Annotated in this window: 17 protein-coding genes; 10 read left to right on the forward strand and 7 right to left on the reverse strand. The window is 44.7% G+C overall.

Annotated elements, in window-relative coordinates; genetic code table 11:
* Positions 1 to 52: 52 nt before the first annotated feature.
* The 3 genes from ACYVK4_RS27335 to ACYVK4_RS27345 form a co-directional block, all read right to left on the reverse strand.
* Positions 53 to 1,951 carry a type IV secretory system conjugative DNA transfer family protein gene (locus ACYVK4_RS27335; RefSeq protein ID WP_461130755.1) on the reverse strand — a complete coding sequence of 633 codons (1,899 nt, stop codon included), beginning with the start codon at positions 1,949 to 1,951 and terminating at the stop codon, positions 53 to 55.
* A 210-nt stretch (positions 1,952 to 2,161) separates the two neighbouring features.
* Positions 2,162 to 3,217, reverse strand: a complete 1,056-nt coding sequence (locus ACYVK4_RS27340) for a DUF5712 family protein (protein ID WP_461130756.1) — start codon at positions 3,215 to 3,217, stop codon at positions 2,162 to 2,164.
* On the reverse strand, positions 3,214 to 3,744 hold the full coding sequence (locus tag ACYVK4_RS27345; protein ID WP_461130757.1) for a hypothetical protein: 531 nt from the start codon (positions 3,742 to 3,744) through the stop codon (positions 3,214 to 3,216). Before ACYVK4_RS27345 ends, ACYVK4_RS27340 begins: the two co-directional genes overlap by 4 nt.
* Before the next feature lie 687 nt (positions 3,745 to 4,431).
* Here ACYVK4_RS27345 and ACYVK4_RS27350 point away from each other — a divergent pair.
* Positions 4,432 to 5,130, forward strand: a complete 699-nt coding sequence (locus ACYVK4_RS27350; RefSeq protein ID WP_461130758.1) for a ParA family protein — start codon at positions 4,432 to 4,434, stop codon at positions 5,128 to 5,130.
* 9 nt (positions 5,131 to 5,139) lie between these two features.
* On the forward strand, positions 5,140 to 5,694 hold the full coding sequence (locus ACYVK4_RS27355) for a hypothetical protein (RefSeq protein ID WP_461130759.1): 555 nt from the start codon (positions 5,140 to 5,142) through the stop codon (positions 5,692 to 5,694).
* Positions 5,695 to 5,704: 10 nt separating this feature from the next.
* Here the strand turns inward: ACYVK4_RS27355 and ACYVK4_RS27360 are convergent, their stop codons facing one another.
* Together ACYVK4_RS27360 and ACYVK4_RS27365 are read right to left on the reverse strand one after the other, a co-directional pair.
* The gene (locus ACYVK4_RS27360) at positions 5,705 to 5,980 is read right to left on the reverse strand and encodes a helix-turn-helix domain-containing protein (RefSeq protein ID WP_461130760.1); all 276 of its coding nucleotides are present in this window, start codon (positions 5,978 to 5,980) and stop codon (positions 5,705 to 5,707) included.
* 73 nt (positions 5,981 to 6,053) lie between these two features.
* On the reverse strand, positions 6,054 to 6,305 hold the full coding sequence (locus ACYVK4_RS27365) for a helix-turn-helix domain-containing protein (RefSeq protein ID WP_461130761.1): 252 nt from the start codon (positions 6,303 to 6,305) through the stop codon (positions 6,054 to 6,056).
* A gap of 853 nt (positions 6,306 to 7,158) precedes the next feature.
* Between ACYVK4_RS27365 and ACYVK4_RS27370 the strand changes: the two genes are divergently transcribed.
* Positions 7,159 to 8,253 (forward strand): RepB family plasmid replication initiator protein, encoded by a 1,095-nt coding sequence (locus tag ACYVK4_RS27370; protein WP_461130762.1) that lies wholly within the window; start codon positions 7,159 to 7,161, stop codon positions 8,251 to 8,253.
* A 45-nt stretch (positions 8,254 to 8,298) separates the two neighbouring features.
* Positions 8,299 to 8,937, forward strand: a complete 639-nt coding sequence (locus tag ACYVK4_RS27375; protein ID WP_461130763.1) for a hypothetical protein — start codon at positions 8,299 to 8,301, stop codon at positions 8,935 to 8,937.
* Between the two features lie 167 nt (positions 8,938 to 9,104).
* On the opposite strand, the gene ACYVK4_RS27380 is transcribed toward ACYVK4_RS27375, so the two are convergent.
* Positions 9,105 to 9,344 carry a hypothetical protein gene (locus tag ACYVK4_RS27380; RefSeq protein WP_461130764.1) on the reverse strand — a complete coding sequence of 80 codons (240 nt, stop codon included), beginning with the start codon at positions 9,342 to 9,344 and terminating at the stop codon, positions 9,105 to 9,107.
* 389 nt (positions 9,345 to 9,733) lie between these two features.
* On the opposite strand from ACYVK4_RS27380, the gene ACYVK4_RS27385 reads away from it, so the two are divergent.
* Positions 9,734 to 10,327 carry a hypothetical protein gene (locus tag ACYVK4_RS27385; protein ID WP_461130765.1) on the forward strand — a complete coding sequence of 198 codons (594 nt, stop codon included), beginning with the start codon at positions 9,734 to 9,736 and terminating at the stop codon, positions 10,325 to 10,327.
* 43 nt (positions 10,328 to 10,370) lie between these two features.
* On the opposite strand, the gene ACYVK4_RS27390 is transcribed toward ACYVK4_RS27385, so the two are convergent.
* On the reverse strand, positions 10,371 to 10,688 hold the full coding sequence (locus ACYVK4_RS27390) for a hypothetical protein (RefSeq protein ID WP_461130766.1): 318 nt from the start codon (positions 10,686 to 10,688) through the stop codon (positions 10,371 to 10,373).
* 472 nt (positions 10,689 to 11,160) lie between these two features.
* Here ACYVK4_RS27390 and ACYVK4_RS27395 point away from each other — a divergent pair, with 472 nt between their 5' ends.
* From ACYVK4_RS27395 to ACYVK4_RS27415, 5 genes are all read left to right on the forward strand, one after another.
* A complete protein-coding gene (locus ACYVK4_RS27395; protein WP_461130767.1) occupies positions 11,161 to 13,329 on the forward strand; it encodes a TonB-dependent receptor in 2,169 nt (722 codons plus the stop codon).
* A gap of 199 nt (positions 13,330 to 13,528) precedes the next feature.
* Positions 13,529 to 14,221 (forward strand): response regulator transcription factor, encoded by a 693-nt coding sequence (locus ACYVK4_RS27400; protein WP_370726181.1) that lies wholly within the window; start codon positions 13,529 to 13,531, stop codon positions 14,219 to 14,221.
* Positions 14,218 to 15,483: a sensor histidine kinase gene (locus ACYVK4_RS27405; RefSeq protein ID WP_461130768.1), complete on the forward strand. Its 1,266-nt coding sequence runs from the start codon at positions 14,218 to 14,220 to the stop codon at positions 15,481 to 15,483. Before ACYVK4_RS27400 ends, ACYVK4_RS27405 begins: the two co-directional genes overlap by 4 nt.
* 66 nt (positions 15,484 to 15,549) lie before the next feature.
* The gene (locus tag ACYVK4_RS27410) at positions 15,550 to 16,908 is read left to right on the forward strand and encodes a TolC family protein (protein WP_461130769.1); all 1,359 of its coding nucleotides are present in this window, start codon (positions 15,550 to 15,552) and stop codon (positions 16,906 to 16,908) included.
* Position 16,909: 1 nt separating this feature from the next.
* The gene (locus tag ACYVK4_RS27415; protein WP_461130770.1) at positions 16,910 to 20,140 is read left to right on the forward strand and encodes an efflux RND transporter permease subunit; all 3,231 of its coding nucleotides are present in this window, start codon (positions 16,910 to 16,912) and stop codon (positions 20,138 to 20,140) included.
* The last annotated feature ends 7 nt before the right edge of the window (positions 20,141 to 20,147 follow it).

Genomic DNA, 20,147 nt, shown 5'->3' on the forward strand with positions numbered 1-20,147 from the left:
AAAAAAAAAGACCGCTTGAATCAGGCGGTCTAACCAATTAGTTTGCATCCATTTACTTAGTTGACGCTCGTAAACTGCTGGCTATCAATAAGTTTTCATTTACTGGATCAATCTGTCCTTTTATGATGGCGTTACATTCTAATCGGATTCGTTCAAAGTTCAAATCAGCGTCAACGTCTGTGTAGAAAACAGGCAATGGCTTGTTAGTACCTGTGGGGAAATTGTAGGTTGGTAGCTTTAAGCGGGTATGAAAGACCGGCTCGGCGGCTTCTGCCGTAATACCAACGAACTCCCCTTGTTCCATACGGTTAACCTCGTGCGGTTTGAACAATGCCTTGTCCTGAATAGAAAAACTTACCCCCTGGCTGCTTGAACCGCTTTTGGTGTCCAAGCTATTAGGATTACTGCGGTTCTGGCTTTCGTTTCGTTGTAGCATTTCCTCCTTACCAAATAGTTTACTCACATACTCACCCGTTTCAATGTTTGGATTCTTACCAAACATCTGTGTATTTAGGTTCGATATGATTGCATAAGCTTCTTCCTTTCCATAAGCTTTAACCATCTGGCTAATATCCTGAGCCATGTATATAGTGGCTACCTTGTTACTTCTGCCCGTTGCTGGAAGATCGGATAAATTAGGGATGTAACACTGTGGCCCTTCATCCAAAAGAACCATGCTATGTTCTTTGTCCGGATTGTTTAACTGCTTGATCGACGCTGTAATAATTAAAGAAACAACCGGAGATAGAGCCTCTATAATGTCCTGCTTTGTACCAATACAAAGTAGTTTAGGTTGATCCCTGCTGTTAAGATTAATATCGAAATCGTCACCCGATAACACCCAAGCGATCTCTTGGGTATTCATTCTGCCCAACGCATTTTGCAGGGTTCCGTACTGGCCCGCTAACTGTGGTTCAGCTTTCGTTTTGATAGCTGTGCTAACGCTGGCTACAATCGTTTTAGTCTGGTAGTTCGTTTCTAATAAGCCGATCAGTTGGTATACGTCATGACCTAAAATCATGTTCAAAACGTGAGGTAATGTGCAGTAGTCGGGGTAGTGAGTTTTCATATACCAGATTACTCCCGCTAGTATGGCGATGGCCGATGTATCCCAAAAGTCTTTTTTTCTGATTGCTTCTCGATTCAGCGTACAATAGAATGCGGCTGCAAACTCATACGCATAGGCTTGAAAGTGTAACAGCTCCGGCAACAGGGGATTAATTCGGTGACTCCTTTTCAAGTCAACAAAATTGACAACTACCAAGTCTACTTTACATTCACTGCGGCTGTAGTGATTATAAGCATATTCAGTTAAAGAAGGAAATTTAAAATCGAATAGCACACCCGTATAGTTCTTGTAGGCCGCTTGAGCTATGATCTGCTGCGCTACGGATGCCGTTTTACCAGAACCGTTAGAACCAATGATACCTACCCCTCGTGCGGGATTTGGGATGTTAACCCATGTTCCATTAGCTCCCTGAAAGCTAAAAGAATCCGGGTTATCAATTCTCTTTTTATCAGTGGGTATCTTATACTTAGATTGTTCTCCCTTCAACCAGTGAGTTAAAAAGGGCGTAGACGGTAATAATAGTAACAAACCAGCAATTTCGAAGTAGTAACTGTACGGGAAGATATCTGCTTTGAATAGCAGTAGACAACCTAACGCATAACAGCCAGCGATCAACAGCAAAGCCATCTTATCAACGCTGAATATACTTTTTTGCTTCTTCTTGTCTAACTCAGCTTGCAGAGTGGTATCAGGTAAAAGATAGCAGAAAGCATACATAATCACGAGCAAGGCCCGTACATAACCCCCGAACTTAAAAACCTGCTGGATGATAAATGAATTGAATTGTAGCGGGTCGTAATAAACAGCAACCTCTACCCCAAAGAGAGCTAACAAAAAAAGTGTAAAGCTCCAGACCCCAATTTTAAGCTGACTTATGACCATCGCTTTTGAGATTAAGTGTTCAGGAAATTTTTAAGATTCAGTAGTGTCGTTTGAGCGATCACGGTACTTTCTAAGTTTATTTATGTGCTGGTTTATAGTGGCTATTTTGCCATTAGACGTAGAGCCTACTATTATTATAGCTCTATACGGATTAAGTGATTCTCCTCCTGTTTCAGTGTTAGAATTATCGTTTCTCATATTTATTGAATGTTACAAACCGAAGTGACCACCCCGTTTACTTGACAAGTCTTTTAAAATCTCTCGGTCGTCGTCCTTATTGTCACCAGCTCCTCTAAGTACTGACTCGACAGCATAACTTACCCGTTGGCTCTGTACTGCTTGTCGTTGCTGGTTAGCCTGGCTGTGGGCGAACTCCCTATTTTCGCGCGGTTCCGCTTTGCGTAAATTCGCAAACTCCGTTAGGTCGTCTTTCCTCCCTTCCTTGTTATTTATCCGCGTACTGTAATCTTTCAGCCCTTTGTAGAACTCTTTAGAATACCCGGACTCTGCGGCTTTACTCCGAATGCTACCAACCGTCTTTTCGTCTAAGTCATACTTTTCTGCCAGTCGGTTGATTCGTTTTTCAAAGTATCGTACTTGGTCAATATGGCCGCGCTCCTTGTGGGGTTTCTCTTTGTGAAAGTGCGTCTGCTTCTCATAGTTGAACTGCTGTTGAAATGTCTCAGCGTTCTTTTTTTGAAAATCAACGATGTTAAAACGTGCCTTACTGGTATCAGGATTCAACGTAATTTTCTGCTCTTTATCACGTGTAGAAACTACGATATGAATGTGAGTCTGTACTCCCCCTTTCGATTCCCCTTTTTGCGCCTTTCCTTCTTTAACTTCTTTGTCATCCCATTGATACTTACGTGTTTCGTGAATAATCCCGTACCAAACCAAATCTTTACCTTCTAACTGATTACCATTTTTCAAGGTAAAGTTTTTGGCGTAATTTTCCATCACGTCAATGGTATATTTTTTTAGCATTTTAGGGTCGCCCTTGATATGGGCTAACTCCTCGCTGGATGGCGAGATAACCAGTGACACGAATTTTGTATCATCCTTCTTTAAGCCTTTTACGTTTCCATCAATACTGGCAACTACTTCTTCCTTACTTAGACCGTCTTCGTCCTGGGAAAAGTAATAAGCCTCTTGCCCTTGCTCCTTTCCCTCGTGTTCAAAATAATTCACTAACCGTTCAGAACTACCCTTATTATCGTAGTTGATTTCCCGGTTTTTAGTGGCTGGCAATACTTTAGTAATCATGCCTTTTTTGGTTTACGATTCACCTTTTTCTGAGTAAACATCTTAGCTGCCCTAGCCTTATGAGCCTCCTGCTCCTGCTCACTTAATCCTAATCCGGCTAGGAGTAAGTCTATAAATATCTCCATGAGGTTCAGCATATCAAAACTCGTATCCTCTAACGTATCGGCTCTATTTTTCAATTCATAGACATCTTGAACAAATGGCATCAAGTAGGTTCTCTCCTGTACTTGCATGAAAGAAAAGACGTTGTTACGAAGCTTTCGTACTTCTGTTAATACATCTTTTTCTTCACCCATATTGCGGGGGTCTATGTGGTTCCTTAAGAAGTATAGTATTGCGGCTTCACTGTATGACTTGATGGTTAATTTCTTTGGCTTAACTGCTTTCTTTCCCTTCTTTTTTTCTGAATTCCCTACAGCTTCAAGATATTCTGTATCAGCTATTCGATTAAGAACGTCTATCTCTTCAACTATCTGTTTTATAAGGGTAGGGTCAAAGAATACCCCTGCGCGTTTGCTAGATTCCATGTTTTTAAAGGTATTTTATTAAAATAGATAGCAAAATATGAAATAATATATTTGATAATCAACAACTTATGTATATACAGCTATCATTAGATAAAGTTATGCTTTTGATAGACAAGGCTTTAGCTCTGCTAAAAACGTTCCTTCTTGCTAAAAAAATTGCTCTCCTATTATTAGTGTACCCCTAAGATTATATAACTCAGTCTTTGAGAGATATTGTTAACAAAATAACATAGTTAACAAATATATAAATGTAATTTTGTATTATATGTACTTTAATTATAAAATACATTTATTAACAAAATAACTTTCGTTGGAAGTTACAAAGAATACATAGTAATCTCTACTTATAGCACTTCTATAATCCACTCTTAATTAATGGACACCCTGACACAAATTTACTTTATAACATTGTTACAAACGTAACTTTGTATATTGTTACATAATTTATAAATTAATTATGTAACAATAATTTATATCATTTTATTATTTTATCATTTTATATACTATGTTACATTGTTAACAAAATAACATAATACACAAAGTAATTATGTATAGTACATAATTTGTTATTTTATAAACTTTGTAGTATAAATTAAAAAATAATTTATTTTAAATGTCATTATAATATTGAGTATATTATGTATGTTTGTTAACAAATAAACACTGACACATTTTTAACAGATCACCATGAGAATCATTTGTGCGTCTACAATGAAGGGGGGGGCTGGTAAAACAGCTACTACCTGTTGGCTGGCTAACGTGTTGGCAAAACACAGCGATCAGAGGATATTGGTAATTGATGCAGATAACCAAAAGTCAATTACTGACCTCCGCGAAGAAGATAAGGAAATAGTAGGAGAGGGGCTAAAATTTGATTGGGACCTAAAAACAGCCAACCCGGAAGAAGCTCAAGCAATTATAGAAGATGCATATGAAAATGACAAGTATGATATTATCTTCATTGATATGCCCCGGATGACAGGCTTAGAAGATGATGCCATTATAGCACTATTAGCAATGGCAGATAGCTTTATCATCCCTATAAAACCGGCTCGTACTGACGCTTTGGCAACAGGTCATTTCATGGCAACAATGGCTGATTTAAAGAAAATTCGTGAAGGTGAAGGAATGCCGACTTACATCTACGCATTCCATAATTTTTATAGAAACATTAAAGAGAACAGTTACTTACCTGAATTTGCCGAAGGAATTGGTATTGAGCTGTTAGATTCTAAAATCAAACTGAAAAAGATTTTCGAAAACTACAACACGCATACGTCTTTACTAGAAAGTGCCGAAGGTCGGGATGAGTTCTTGCCCTTTGTTGATGAATTTATAAAGAAGTACGAATTGGAAATCCAACTAACTGTTCCAACCTCTAAATAAGCTTAAGATATGACACCGGGAAAAACAAAAGGCTTCGGCATAGTATCCAAAAAGGCAAGGGAGAAAGCTGCTGAACAAGCTACGAAAACGCTTAATAATGTAGATACTGCTGATGATGACAACGCATCAACCCCAACTCCACCAATGGAACAAAGTACCTCGACTCCCGACACTGCGGCCCCGATCACCGAAACGGACACTCCCGCTACCGCCCTGGCCCCTTCGGTTGAGTCTACAACTCTTGAACCTGCGCCTTCTGTCACTGCGGATATTGAATCTACAAATGATAAGTCTACGCCCTCTGAACCTGCAACTCCTGAACCTACAATTTCTGAAACTACCAGTTCGGAACCAGCCTCTAAACCAGCATCAACTAAAAGGGAAGGGAAGAATAAAAAGACTAGTGATACACCTGCTACACCGATGAACGCTGCAAGGGTATCACCACGAGCACATAAATTGTTGAATATGATCAGTTCGTTGGAGAACAAGACGCAAAGTGCAGTCATTGACGAACTTATAGTTCTGCATCCTTTGTATAAAAAACTGAAAGACTTAGTATAGCGGTTACAGACTAGTTATTTTGAGTCTTTTTTTTCAATTGATCTTTTTCATCTGGGGTGTCATCAAGCTCCCTCAAAATTATTTTTACTATCGCGGTTGGTGTCCGTTTAAGTACTTTAGCAAGCTTAATGATCTCTGCAATCGTGTACTGTTCAGGATTATTTTTGCGTTCCCGAATTGTAGCGCGATTGTAATTCAATACTTCTGCCAAGTCTTGTAAGGTTATATCTGACTCTTTGATAAGATCTGATAACTTTTTTGAATCAGGCTTATTAGAATCTTTCATGGCTCAATTAATTTTCTGGATTATACAAGAGCAGCGTCTTGTCGTTAAGCATTAATGTATTTTTTTGACCAGTTTAGTTTTCTTGCATAGTGGCCAACTCCTCAGCTGACCGGACAAGCAACCAGAGGGGAACATCCAAAGCAACAGCAATGAGCCAGGTAATGTGTATACTTGGATTTACTTTACCCCGTTCAACGCTTGAAATGTAAGTTCTGTCTAAATTACAACGAAAGGCGAGTTCTTCTTGCGAAAGACCTTTATTCATTCGTTCTGCCCTCATAGCTTTACCAAAGGCGACTGATAAAACCTTAGCGGTTGCTCCCATTTCGGCAAAGGTGCAGTTATGTAGTCTATTTGTCTACGGACTATTTACCACATAATATGCACTACGGTAAACTACAGATATAGTTGGCGGAAGATTTTTTTAGCATTTCCAAAGGTTTAATACTAAAAAAAATTGAAATTTTTATACTTTTTGCCCATGTTTCTTTAGCTTTTTTTCCCCTCTGTTCTTTTTTTTAGCACGTTGTCTAAAATTTCTAAAAATTTCTAAAAATTGATAGATTAGGTAGCAAATAACTCGTTGATTTTTAGCATTTTACTAACGAAAAAGCGACTAGAGTACGAAGCTAAAGCGACCGGAGTACGAAGTCAAAGCGACCGGAGTACGAAGTCAAAGCGACTTGTATACGAAGCTAAAGCGACTTGTATACGACTTAAACAAGACAAAAGCGACTTGAATACGAAGTTACTTTAAAACGACCAAAAGCGACCGGAGTACGAACTTGGCATGGCATTGTAGAATAAAACAGAAAAGCGACCGGAATACGAAGCTGAATGGGTTAATAGTTAACCTTAAATAAGACAAATTAATCTTTAATAATTTCAATATGTAGCTAGAAATGAATATTCGTAGAAGGCAATAAGCTAGCCATATGGACACAGGTTATGGCCTAACTATCAATAAGTTGGCTAATGATAGAAAAATCTACCATCATAAAAATTAACAAAACGACTTGGTAACGAAACCAAAGCGACCTAGCTACGAACGAGTAGGTAAATAAGCTGCTGAAAGATAAGTAGTTGGAAATAGGCTTAATTAGGTTTATTCAAGTTTGGCAAAGCCATAATTCTTTATAAATTGCAATCGTTTTTTAATATAACTTGATCCTTCTCTTATGTCGGTTCCAGAAGAAAATCTAGTAGTTGTACCAAGCAAGAAGCAAAAGAACAACTACCAGCCAAATCTGATTACGGAATCCCGTCAGATGTTTACCGCATTGGAAAAGAATATAGTGGTGATGGTTATTAACCAGCTAACGATTCGCTATTTCGAAAAAAGCCAGCCACTTTTTCCTAATCAGAACGTCGATTTCCTGATTCCTTTCTCTGAAATCAGTAAAAGCAGGAATTACAGCGAAATTGAGCGGGCGGCCAAATCGTTGCAGCTAAAACAACAGGGTTTCGCTTACACCAATGATAAAGGTGAACGTTATTTTAAATACATGATTCCCTTTCCTCTTGTGGAGAACCTCATGAGCAAAGGGAAAATGTGTTTAAAAATTACCATGTTTTCCGGCGCTGTCCCGTATTACACAGAACTGGGAAAAACATGGACGAGCTATGATTATGAGGTCATGCGCTCGTTGGGCTCGTTATACTCCAAGAGAGTGTATGAGATTTTAATGAGTCATTACAGGAACAATGACTTTACATATGAAGTGGACCATCTCCGGCACATCCTCAATGTGCCAGATACATTCAAATATTTTGACTTTACTAGAAAGTGTCTGGATGTAGCCAATAACGAGATCAAGGCTAAAACAGGAATGGAGTTTACTTACCAACCTGTCAAAAAAGAAGGGAAGAAAGTCACTAAACTCAAATTCACTAAAATATCGCCACTTAGCCAAGTCGAAAGCGAGGTTGAAAAGAACCGGCAATACATTAGCAATATGCCTGTAGGCGAAGCGGTGGCCCTGGCATGGAAATGGTTTTCAAACTACACGTTCAATAACGCCCAAAAATCGGCTATAACCGATAATTCAGATAAACTTGATACATTCCTTCGTATTCATTCAGAAGTAGCGTCAGGGAGACGCAAAAACGTCAAGAATGCGACCGCTTACATGGTTAAGTCATTAAGCCTCGAAAACGTTAGAGATAAGAAAAAGGAAGTAGTCCCCAAAACAACAATTCCGCGTAGTACGGCAAGTCCTAAAGCACTCAGCTCGATTATAGGAACGATGAACTTGTTTAAACCGGAAGAATAGAACGGCGGGGAAAAAAAGAATAAATCAACCCCAAACCTCAACGCGATGAACACCTTTAAACTCTTCGGGCTGCTAAGTGTCGTTCTGGCACTTGTTGGTGGCTGCAAAAAAGACCCTGACATAGTTTCAGTAAACAACGGTATAGAGTTTACTGAAAATCCTGATCCTGTAAAAAGAGTATCAGGTACGTACGATGCGGTGTTAGTCGATGCTGGTTTTAAATCTGGCTCTGGCGTTAGAAGTTACCGGGAAGGAAACCTTTCACTTTCGAAGCCTGACGGAAGTATTAAGGGCGGTGGTTATAAAATAACTATTCAGCCAGCCGGAGCGCAGACCGTAACCGTTTCTGTAGAGGGGTCAAGTAACAACTTTGCCAATGTGCCCAGCCATACCATAGGTACGTACACCGTATATGCAGTTCCAAATGGTAGTACTACCGAATACCAGTTACGAAAGTCATTAAACGACCCAATTGCCTTACTGGTTAAACGTTATGATGTTTATAATGAATTAACCGGATTTGAGTACGATGTAACGTTTAGCTACTATCACAATAAAAGTACGGGGGATTTCCATTGGGGCGAGCATGAAGAAATTGAACCGGCTCCTACCTCCTGGTTTTATTTGAATGGTGATGAATATACTGTTTACTGCAAGATGCTCAGAAAGGTCTCAAAAGCCTGATAAAGGCTACTTGATGATGTGGATAGAAGCGAAACAGCCTGATACTATCAGGCTGTTTTTTATAATTCCCTTATTTTTCTAATTAGAAATTTCTAATTAGAAAAATAAGGGTAAGAGTAAAGGCCACTTTAACGAAGTGGCCTTTGAGTACAGCCAATGACAACAGTTCAATTTTGATACCGTTTGTATTTCTTGTCTAGAACCTTATCAGCGACAATTTGGCATTCATCCATCAATCCAATGTTCATTTCAGTTATTTCAACAAGGATGCTCTCAAAAATTTCTGTGGGTGTCTTTTTGAGAAGTCTTGCCATTCTGATAATATCTTCGACGTTAAAGAGCTGGGGCTTAACAACGAGTTTTGCTAACTCGTCTAAAGCTTTTTTTTGACCATGAGCCGCTACCATGATAGAGTTGGATTAGTTAAGCATATCCAAATTCGCACCTATTCACTTGTGTTGGCAACAAAAGTTGGCGAAATAGCCTAATTAGTTGGTGAGGGGGTGAATGTCTTGTTTTAGGGGGTGAAGTGTATGTGTTCCTTCGTCTATAAGATACATTCTTACATATTTGTAAAACAGTATTAGGTAATTTTGCCGAAATGGAGGTAAGTAATCAAATAGGAGACAAATTAGTCTTACAAACTCATGTGTATCACTGCGTATGCGACGGATGGCGCTTGACAAATATTGAAAAATCAATATCTCACAATTCGCTAGATAAGTGACGGTAGGCTAAGCCAAAAAAGCATCGAACCTTATTTACATATACATTCCTTAGTCTGAACTCCACACGGATGAAAAAAAGTGATATACCTCCACCAGTTAGTCAGGTATCCATACAGCCAGCCACAATTCAATTGAAGGTCGTCACGGTGAACAACCGCAGCATGACCTATGCTCTGTTTAAGCAGCTCCCCGAGGAAGATTTCTTTGATGAGTCGTTTGGCATCATAGGTATACGATGGGGTAGGATAAATTATTTTTGGGGTGATCATAAAGATGCCACTGATACAACCCTGCATATATTATGGCAGAAAGGGGATGAACTTCGGCGGTGTATAATCTACAAGCCAAAATCATTCAACCATATCAATGAAAGTATCCTTGACTTAGCAAATCATTTCGAGCGTCTAGGTTTTCCCACTACCATTGACCGCGCCTATCTGGACCTTAAGCTAAAGCTTCGCTCAAATTATAATTATGAAGGAAAACCTGATAAATGGGAGTCTGACTCTGATCGACAGGAACGACATCATAGTAATCAAAATATTCTACAGTCTGAGGATTATCAACCGATCTATTCCAGTTTGAAGCAGCTTCATCAGAACTGTGTAAATCTTTACCTAGAAATGAAGGAGATTCCTCAACTCTTTATTGCAGTCGGCTGAGCGATGCATGATCGGGTAGTTTTACCGAAGTAGAGACAATTCGTCATTCAGGCTCAGGTGTCAACGGGACAAGTGCCGTTGAAAACCGATTAGTCTTATGTTTACGGTAATCGGCCATTACCTCCTCTGCAATTTCTTTAGTCGGTAAAAATTGCCAATCGAGCATCTGACTAATATGCATTATCCGGGCGACGTTGGGTTCTCCGGTCAGGACATTTAAGAATTGAACGATATAATAGTTGTCGTCAGCTTTGCCCATAATAAAAACCTGACGAAAGAGAGTATCTCCCTGCCAAATGTTTGCCCACATGTCAACCAGGCTGGTATTATTCACGGTAGGTTTCTTTTTTACTTCTGCCATTATCAAAAATGTTGGATTATCCTGACCTCAAAGTTATGGCTAATGTCTGCATTATGCATCCCTTGGGTGCGTTTGCCGGTTCGTACAAAATTCGTCACTTGGCAACTAGTCGGCAAGAAGGTATCATATACTACCGAAACGGACCAAGTCGTGTTACGGTGGCCGCTGGACGGCTAATTCGCCATTTGGGAGAAAAATCAATCTCTCAAACTCAGCTAAAATGTGAGATTTTGAATTTGATTCGTGAGATGCCAATTTGAGATTGAGCGTAGCTAGAATTGACTCGAACAGTTAAGATCCGGCGACCGTTGCTTGAAACGGGCGTTTCTTGCGACATTATCTTTCGTACTATCCTAAGAACGTATGTTACGCCAATATGAAGTTGCAGTCTTCACTCCAAAACTTCAATTTTTGTACAGAATCAGAAGGTATTTTGGGCGTGTTTAAATAGCCCGCACGACCGTTAATTGGTATGATTCGACTTCTAATTTTATTGCTCCTCATTACTTCCTCTCTTTTTGCCCAAAATACGTTTGTCGCCCGCGTTTTGGATGCTAAATCAAAGACACCACTGCCCGGAGCTACGGTACAAATAAAAACCCTCAAGCGTGGAGCCGTGGCCAATGGCAATGGCATTATCACCATAACCGATCTTCCGTCAGATGAATATGAAATCGAGGTGCGATTTATAGGCTATAAAGAAGTCGAGAAGGAATACGAATTCCCGTTAAAACGGGCCGACACACTGACCTTTTTACTCTCACCAGTTGGGGAAGAACTCGGCGAAATTACCGTATCCACTACCCGAAGCAGCAGAACCATCAGTGACATTCCAACCCGCATCGAAGTTATATCGGCGGGTGAGTTGGATGAAAAAGTTAGTGGTCAACCCAGCAACATCCGCACCTTGCTGTCCGAAAGCACGGGTATTCAAACTCAACAAACATCCCCCACCTCAGCCAACACCACCCTTCGCATTCAGGGTCTGGATGGTCGATATACTCAGTTAATGCAAGATGGATTTCCGCTGTATTCCGGTTTTGCCAGTGGACTAAGTATTTTGCAAATTCCTCCTCTTAACCTCCGACGAGTGGAAGTGCTTAAAGGGGCTTCTTCGACGCTCTACGGCGGGGGTGCCATTGCCGGACTGATTAACTTAATTACTAAAGAGCCAACTGCGGAACGCGAACTCACTTTTTTGGCTAATTACAATCAAACCCAGGCACTGGATTTGAGCGGTTTTTATTCGCAGCGGTTTGGTAAGATCGGACTAACGCTGTACACAGCGCGTAACATCCAGCGGGCCTATGATGTCAACCAGGACGGCTTCTCCGATATTCCAAAATTTGAGCGATACACCCTCAGTCCCAAGCTGTTTTATTACCTCAATCCGACCACGACCATCAGCTTGGGTGTGAACACCAGTTTCGAAAATCGGCTAGGAGGAGATATGCAGGTTATCGCTGGTCAATCAGACAATATCCACTCTTATTTTGAACGCAACCAAACCAACCGCATCTCTACGCAATTCCGGTTCGATAAAACCTTTACGAACCAAGCCGTGCTAACCCTAAAGAACAGTGTCAGTTGGTATACCAGGGCATTAACCCGGCCGAGTTATATGTTTGATGGCCAGCAAACAGCCAGCTTTTCAGAAATCAGCTATAGCCGACCCAATCCAGTCTTCGAATGGGTCATTGGGGGCAATCTATGGACCGATCAATTTACCCAAAAAAACGCCGTCGCCCTCCCGCTGAATTATGCTTTAACGACGGTTGGCGCATTCGCGCAAAGCAACTGGAAGCCATTGGCTAACCTGGTTTTGGAGACTGGCTTACGTACCGATTATACCAGCCGCAATGCCTTTTTGGTCTTACCCCGGGTGTCAGTCCTGTACAAATTCTCCCCTCATCTTACCAGCCGCATCGGGGGCGGCCTGGGTTATCGCTCCCCCACCCCGTTTACCGACGAATCCGAAACGCTGGGCTTTCAAACTATTAGCCCCCTTAATTTTGCCACTGTACATACAGAAACTTCACTGGGGGGTAATGCGGATATCACCTACCGGACCCTGTTGTTTGAAACAATCAATTTGTCCGTGAATCAGTTATTTTTTTACACCCGCCTGAATAACCCGACCCTGCTGAACACGACCCCAGACAAAAGCGGTCAATACGTATTTTATAGTGCAGCGGGCTACCTTGATTCCAAAGGGTTTGAGACCAATATTAAATTCACTTATGACGAATTAGCCTTGTACCTGGGCTACACCTACACGGATGCTAAGACGTATGCTAGTGGCACCATCCGGCAAAATCCGTTTACCTCAAAAAACCGGCTTTATACTACGCTGCTCTATGAAATCGAACCTCATTTGCGGTTAGGGTACGAGTTATTCTATATTGGTCAGCAAACTATCCGTGATGGGGATATAAAGCAAAGTTATTGGGTAATGGGTGTATCCGCAGAGTATAAATGGAAGCATTTCAGCGTTTTCGCCAATGCGGAGAATTTTACGGATGCCCGCCAATCCCGCTTTGAGCCAAGTTATACGGGTAGCTTTCAAAATCCCCAGTTTAACGATATTTGGGCACCAACAGATGGATTCATCTTTAATGCAGGTTTCAAGTTGATGCGTTAAGTGATTCTGACTTATGGGGTAACTATTTTTTTAAATTAACATGGATATAACTATGTAGCATACAGAGTAAATTTATTTATTAAAAATTACTCTGATCATTCGCTCAACGGAAACCAACGTTCAATATTTGTTCAGAATCCAGCTCTACTTTAGCTGTTGGTAACCGGCCTTTCCTTAAAAGGCGGTAATCTGACTGCCCATGAAACTGCTAATTGTTGAGGACGAATTACCCTTATTGAACGACATCAAAGCTTACTTCGCTGATGAGAATTTCGTCTGCGAAGGGGTCGAGACCTATGAGCAGGCCGTTGAAAAGGTAAGTCTTTACGATTACGATTGCTTGTTAGTGGATATTACGCTGCCCGATGGGAATGGTCTGGATCTACTAAGTCTGTTGAAAACCCTCAAAAAATCACAAGGCGAATCCGCACCCGGTATTATTATTATTTCTGCTAAGAACTCCCTGGATGATCGCATTCGGGGACTGGATCTGGGTGCGGATGATTATTTAACCAAACCTTTTCACTTATCGGAACTCAACGCCCGGTTAAAAGCCATTATTCGCCGTCGCAATTTCGCTACCACCGATCAGTTGACGGTTGGTCATTTACGCATTGATCCGTTAAGCCGACAGGCCTGGTCAGGTGACCGGATACTAAACCTGACTCCCAAACAGTGGGACATCCTGCTCCATTTACTGGCCAACCGAACGCATGTCGTTTCTAAATCATCGCTGGCTGAGCACCTCTGGGGCGATCACATCGATCAGGCGGATTCCTTCGATTTTTTGTTTGCCCACATCAAAAATCTGAAGAAAAGACTGGCTGGAGCCAATGCGGGTATCGAAATACGAACCGTCTATGGGGTAGGCTATCAACTGATTGAATCATGAACCTACTCACCGTTACAACGCGCTATTTTCTGGGCTTGCTCTTGATGCTACTCGTCCTGTGTTCCGCCATTTCCTACGCGGTGATGCGTTATGCGGTCAATAGTAACATTGATGAGATTCTATTTAACCGCCGGAATGCCATTATCCGTACGTTTGCCCGGCAACAGGGCGTATTGCCCAGAGATGCTGCTGACTATAACGACTTTATTCTCAAACCGCTTCCCAGGAGTGTTCAGATCGATACCTCGCTCCGCTACAGCGACACGCTGATTTATGAGCCGACCGATCAGGAAGAGGACGAATACCGGAAACTGCAAACGCAGTTCAGCTTTCAGGGTAAACCTTACGCCCTAACCATTGTCCGTACCCATTTAGAAAACCCCGAGATCATCGGCACTATATCGGCTACACTGATCCCCCTCTATCTTTTTGTCATCGGCGGATTGCTCATCGCCGGTCGTTATCTCACGCAGCGTCTATGGACACCCTTCTACCACACGCTCACCAAACTAACCGAATTTGACCTGGATTCAACGGCTCCGATCCAGTTTGAGCCTGCCCGTATCACTGAATTTGAAGCACTCAATCAGGCCGTGAGTGGCTTAACGGCACGGAATCAACGGGCCTATCAGCAGCAAAAACAGTTTATCGAAAACGCGTCGCACGAAATGCAGACGCCCTTAGCGGTCATTCAAACCAAAATCGAACTCTTATACCAGCAGCCCCAGTTAGGCCAACAGCAAGCGTCATTATTGCATGCGGTGGGCGGCCAAACCGAACGATTGACCCGGTTGAACAAAGCGTTGCTTTTGCTTTCTAAGATCGACAATCGACAGTTTACGGATCGTACCCGCGTGGTCTGGGCAGACATCGTGACCAATATTCTGCCCTACTTTGAGGAGCAGGCTGAAAAATATTCTCTGACGATCCATTCGGCCATTGAACCCGGTGCACACGTCCACACAAGCCCGGTACTGGCGGATATTCTGCTGAGTAACCTGCTTAAAAATGCCTTCGTCCATAACGTGCCGAATGGACAAGTCAATATTCGTACGGAAGGATGCACCTTAACCGTAGAGAATACCGGCGATGCTCCCGACATAGCTCCCGATTTGCTCTTCGAGCGGTTTCGAAAAGCATCGCGACAAAAACAAACACTGGGTTTGGGGCTAGCCATCGTCAAAAGTATTGTCGACGTGAATGGCTGGCAAATCAGTTACGTATTCGCCGACGGGCAGCATCGGGTGCGTGTCCATTATTGACGAGTTCAGTTTTTATTCAGAATGACCCAGTACGTTTACAGTTAATTGATTTATATCCTTTTTCTAATGTGGTTTCCCCGGTACGTAACCTTAGGATTGATTTTTTTCACGCTTTCTTCGTCCTGGGCTCAACCAACCCGGCTGACGGATTTGCTGAAACAGGCGGAACAAACCTATCCGGCGCTGAAAGCAACTCGCTACCGACTGGATGCACTCCGTAAAAATGATGCCCTCATTCAACAAACGGCCCGTCCATCGCTCGATGCCGCCTATGGGGCGAATCTGGCCACCTATAATAACATCACGGGGCTGTTTTTTCCACCCTTTGTATTGCCCATTAGTGGGCCTCCCTCGGCATCGAATAACTACCAGCCCGTGGCCGGCAGTTCGGCTAGTTTACTCCTGGGTTGGCAACCCATTAGTTTCGGCAAACGGGATGCCCAGCGGGTGGTAGCCGGAGCCGAAGTGGCTGCCAGTGAAGCCGGACTCGGTAATGACCGGCTTAGTCTCAACGTCCGGTTGATCAGCGCTTATTTAGATCAGATTCTGTTTCAGCAGCTACTGGGTGTCTACCGGCAGAATATTCAGCGGGCACAAACAGTACTCACCCAGGGCCGGGTATTGGTGGCCAATGGATTACGGCCCGCATCGGATACGGCATTATTACGCAGTGAACTCTCGCGGGCAGGGGTCGAGCTGTTACAGGCGCAACTGGCCTTGCAAACGGCCCAAATCAATCTCGGCGAGTTCGTCACCGGTACGGCTTCGCTGGTGCAGGCGGACTCGCTTTTATTTACGCGCTTACCGGATTTACCCGGCCAACCCGACTCCTTATCAGCTCATCCCGCCATTCGACTTGCCGAGCAACAAATTCGGGTGAGCGAATCCAAAGAGACGCTGGTTCAGAAAGCGCGCCTGCCAACCCTCAGCCTGTGGGCCACGACCTATGCCCGAGGATCAGGGGTATCGGCAACGGGTGAGGTGAAAGCAACGGAGGGTTTACTATTGACCCGACTGAATTACGGGGCTGGCCTCCAGTTAGCGCTCCCGTTATTGAATGGCCCTGAGGTACGGTTGCGCGGCCAGCAGCAACATCTGCTGACGAGTGCCTTCGCAGAGGAGCTGAATCAAACCCGGCTGCAACTCTCCACCCGGCTGCAACTGGCGCAGTCCAGTTTACAAAATGCCCTGCTGGTGGCTCGCGAACTACCCGTTCAGGTGCAGGCGAACCAGACGGCCTATGCTGCCCTGCAAACGCGTTACACCAATGGGCTGGTGACCCTGACCGATCTGGCCCAGGCCCAATACGGGCTGGTGCGGGCGGAAACGGATCTACGCCGGGCCTACTGGTCGGCCTGGCAAGCTTTATTACAACAAGCAGCGGCTAGTGGCGATTTATCCCTTTTTCTAACCCAGCTACCCTGACATGATTGGACTCATCACTGCCGCCCTGCGCCGACCCATTACCGTTCTGGTAATACTGGTGGGCATTCTGCTAGCGGCTGGCCTGTCGATCCGCCGAATGCCCATTGATATTTTCCCCCGGCTTGGAACGCCTACCATCTACGTCGCCCAAACCTACGGGGGGCTATCGCCCCAGCAGATGGAAGGCTTCGTGACATCCTATTACGAATACCATTTCCTCTACATTACGGGCATTAAATTCGTGGACAGCAAATCCATTCAGGGTTTGTCGCTGATCAAGTGTCAGTTTCAAGAGGGGACTGACATGGCCTCGGCGATGGCCGAAGTGGTATCTTACGTGAACCGGGCCCGGGCCTTCATGCCCCCTAATCTGCAACCGCCCTTCATCATGCGGTATGACGCCGGTTCGGTTCCCGTTGGCCAGTTAGTGTTCAGCAGTCCAACTCGTTCATTGAACGAGGTTCAGGACTTAGCCCTGTTTAAAGTCCGGCCTATGTTTGCTGCGTTAGCAGGTGTATCGGCCCCGCCCCCCTTTGGCGGCAACCAACGAACGGTGGTCGTTAAAGCCGATCCCGAACGAATGCGCAGCTATGGACTGACTCCCGATGAATTAGTCACGGCTATTGCCAAGGGCAATCTCCTCACCCCAGCGGGTAACCTTCGGGTAGGCGATCAATTGTTAATCACCCCTCAGAACACCGTTGTCGATAACATCAAGGAACTTGAAAACCTGCCCATCAAACCAACCCGAAGCGGAATTTCGAACGGGGGTAATCCAGCCGGAACGGTCTATGTGCGCGATGTAGCCACGGTCGATAATGGAGCGGATATCACGACGGGCTATGCACTCATTAATGGTAAACGGTCGGTCTATATCCCCGTGACTAAACGGGCCGATGCGGCTACCTGGGACGTCGTCCAACGTATTAAAAAAGCGTTGCCGGAGATGCAGGCAGCCATTCCTGAAGACATCAAGGTTTCCTACGAGTTTGATCAGTCGGGCTACGTGATCAACTCACTGCGTAGTCTGCTTTTCGAGGGTGGACTAGGTGCCTTGCTGACGGGTTTGATGGTGCTCTTGTTCCTACATGACTGGCGCAGCGCCCTGATTGTGGTGCTGACCATTCCGGTGGCCTTGCTCTCCGCCCTGGTGCTGCTGAATTTGTTTGGGCAGAGTTTAAACATCATGACCCTGGGCGGACTAGCCCTGGCGGTTGGTATTCTGGTCGATGAGGCCACCGTAACCATTGAGAACATTCACCGGCATCTGGAACAGGACGAAGAGCATTCGGTTCAGGCTAAAGCGCGGGCCATTGCCGATGCCTGCCAGGAAATCGCTGTGCCCAAACTCCTCATTCTGCTGTCAATCCTGGCCGTTTTTGTGCCATCCCTGTTCATGTCGGGGGTACCGCGCGGGCTATTTCTGCCTTTATCCCTGGCCGTTGGCTTTGCCATGATGGCCTCGTTTCTATGGTCGCAGACGTTAGTTCCGGTACTGGCCAACTGGCTGCTCAAAAACAAAGGCCATGCAATACCGACTACTCGATTTGACCGATTTTCACAGCGTTATGCCCGCTTCACGGGCCGATATGCTGGGCGCGGTGGGTTGGTTTTAGCCCTCTATGGCCTGGTCGCGGTGGCGCTGATGGTCGTTTTGTACGTAGGCGTAGGCAAAGAATTATTTCCCCGCGTGGATGCGGGTCAGTTTCAAGTACGGCTGCGGATGCCAGCCGGAACGCGCATCGAACGGACGGAAGATCAAACCAAAAAAGTGCTGGCCATTATCCAACAGCTAGCCGGATCGGGGAATGTGGCCATCTCATCGGCCTATGTCGGCCTCCAACCTCAGACCTATGCCATAAGTCCCATTTACCTATGGACGAGCGGTCCGCACGAGTCAGTCCTGCGCGTTAACTTTAAACCTGGTTCGGGTATTCGGTTAGCCGATTTTCAGGAGCAACTCAGAGCCGAGGTTACGAAACAAATCCCGACGCTGCTGATTTCGTTTGAGCCTGCCGATCTGGTCGATCAGGTATTAAGCTTAGGTACCGCCACGCCCGTCGATGTAGCGATACAAGCCAAAAATCTGGTTCAGGGGCGGGTGTTTGCCGAAAAAATCAGAAAGCAACTCCTGGCATTGCCCGCCCTGCGCGATGTGCAATACAGTTTACCCCTTGATTACCCGACCCTGCAAATCAACTACGACCGGCTGCGAACCGGACAGATGGGATTGACCCTGGACGAGATAAGCCGGTCGGTCGTGGCAGGTACGTCATCCAGTCGGCTGACCCAGCCGGGTTACTGGCTCGATAAAGCATCGGGGAATTCCTATCAGGTGCAAATCGAATACCCGCAATTTCGCATGAACAGCCCCGACCAATTGGAAGCGATTCCGGTATCGTCCAGTGGCAATCAGCGCGTTTACCTCCGGGATGTAGCGGACTGGAAACGGCTCAATACCCCCGGTGAATATGACCGACTCAATCAGCAACGCTACATCACGCTGACGGCTAATTTACACGGTCAGGCGCTGGGTGGAGCCGTTACGGATATTAAAAAAATCATTCATAACCTGGGCGAACTACCCGCCGGGATGAAAATAAGCCTGCGGGGACAGGCTGATCTATTAGCCCAAACGCTGAGTGAATTGTCGCTGGGATTGGGGTTAGCCATTGTCGCCATTTTTCTGTTGCTGGCTGCTTACTTTCAGTCCGTTGGCCTGTCGCTGGTGGTCCTCTCCACGCTGCCCGCCGTGCTGACCGGATCGCTGGGGCTTCTTTTCCTAACCGGCCATACGTTGAACATTCAATCCTTTATGGGATGCATCATGGCCATCGGTGTAGCCGTCGCGAATGCCATTTTACTGGTGGCTAACGCGGAAACCGTCCGGCGACTTCCAGTTTCAAAAAGCCGTAGCACCACCCAGACCGATGCATCCCGAAAAACAGGTATTGGTTTTCAGGCCGGACAAACCAGACTACGCCCCATTTTAATGACCTCGCTGGCCATGATGGCGGGCATGATTCCGATGGCCACCGGTTTGGGCGAGGGAGGAGATCAAACGGCTCCCCTAGGTGTCGCGGTGATTGGTGGGCTGCTGGCATCGACGGTGACGACCCTGTTGATCCTGCCGGTATGCTATGACGCGGTGCTGGGCCGAAAAATCTACCAAAATCCATCGCTTGACCCCGACGATTCTTCCGCGTCTGTTTATTCACCATCCCATTCTTAATCGCTAC

It is taken from the genome of Spirosoma aerophilum (genome assembly GCF_054782495.1).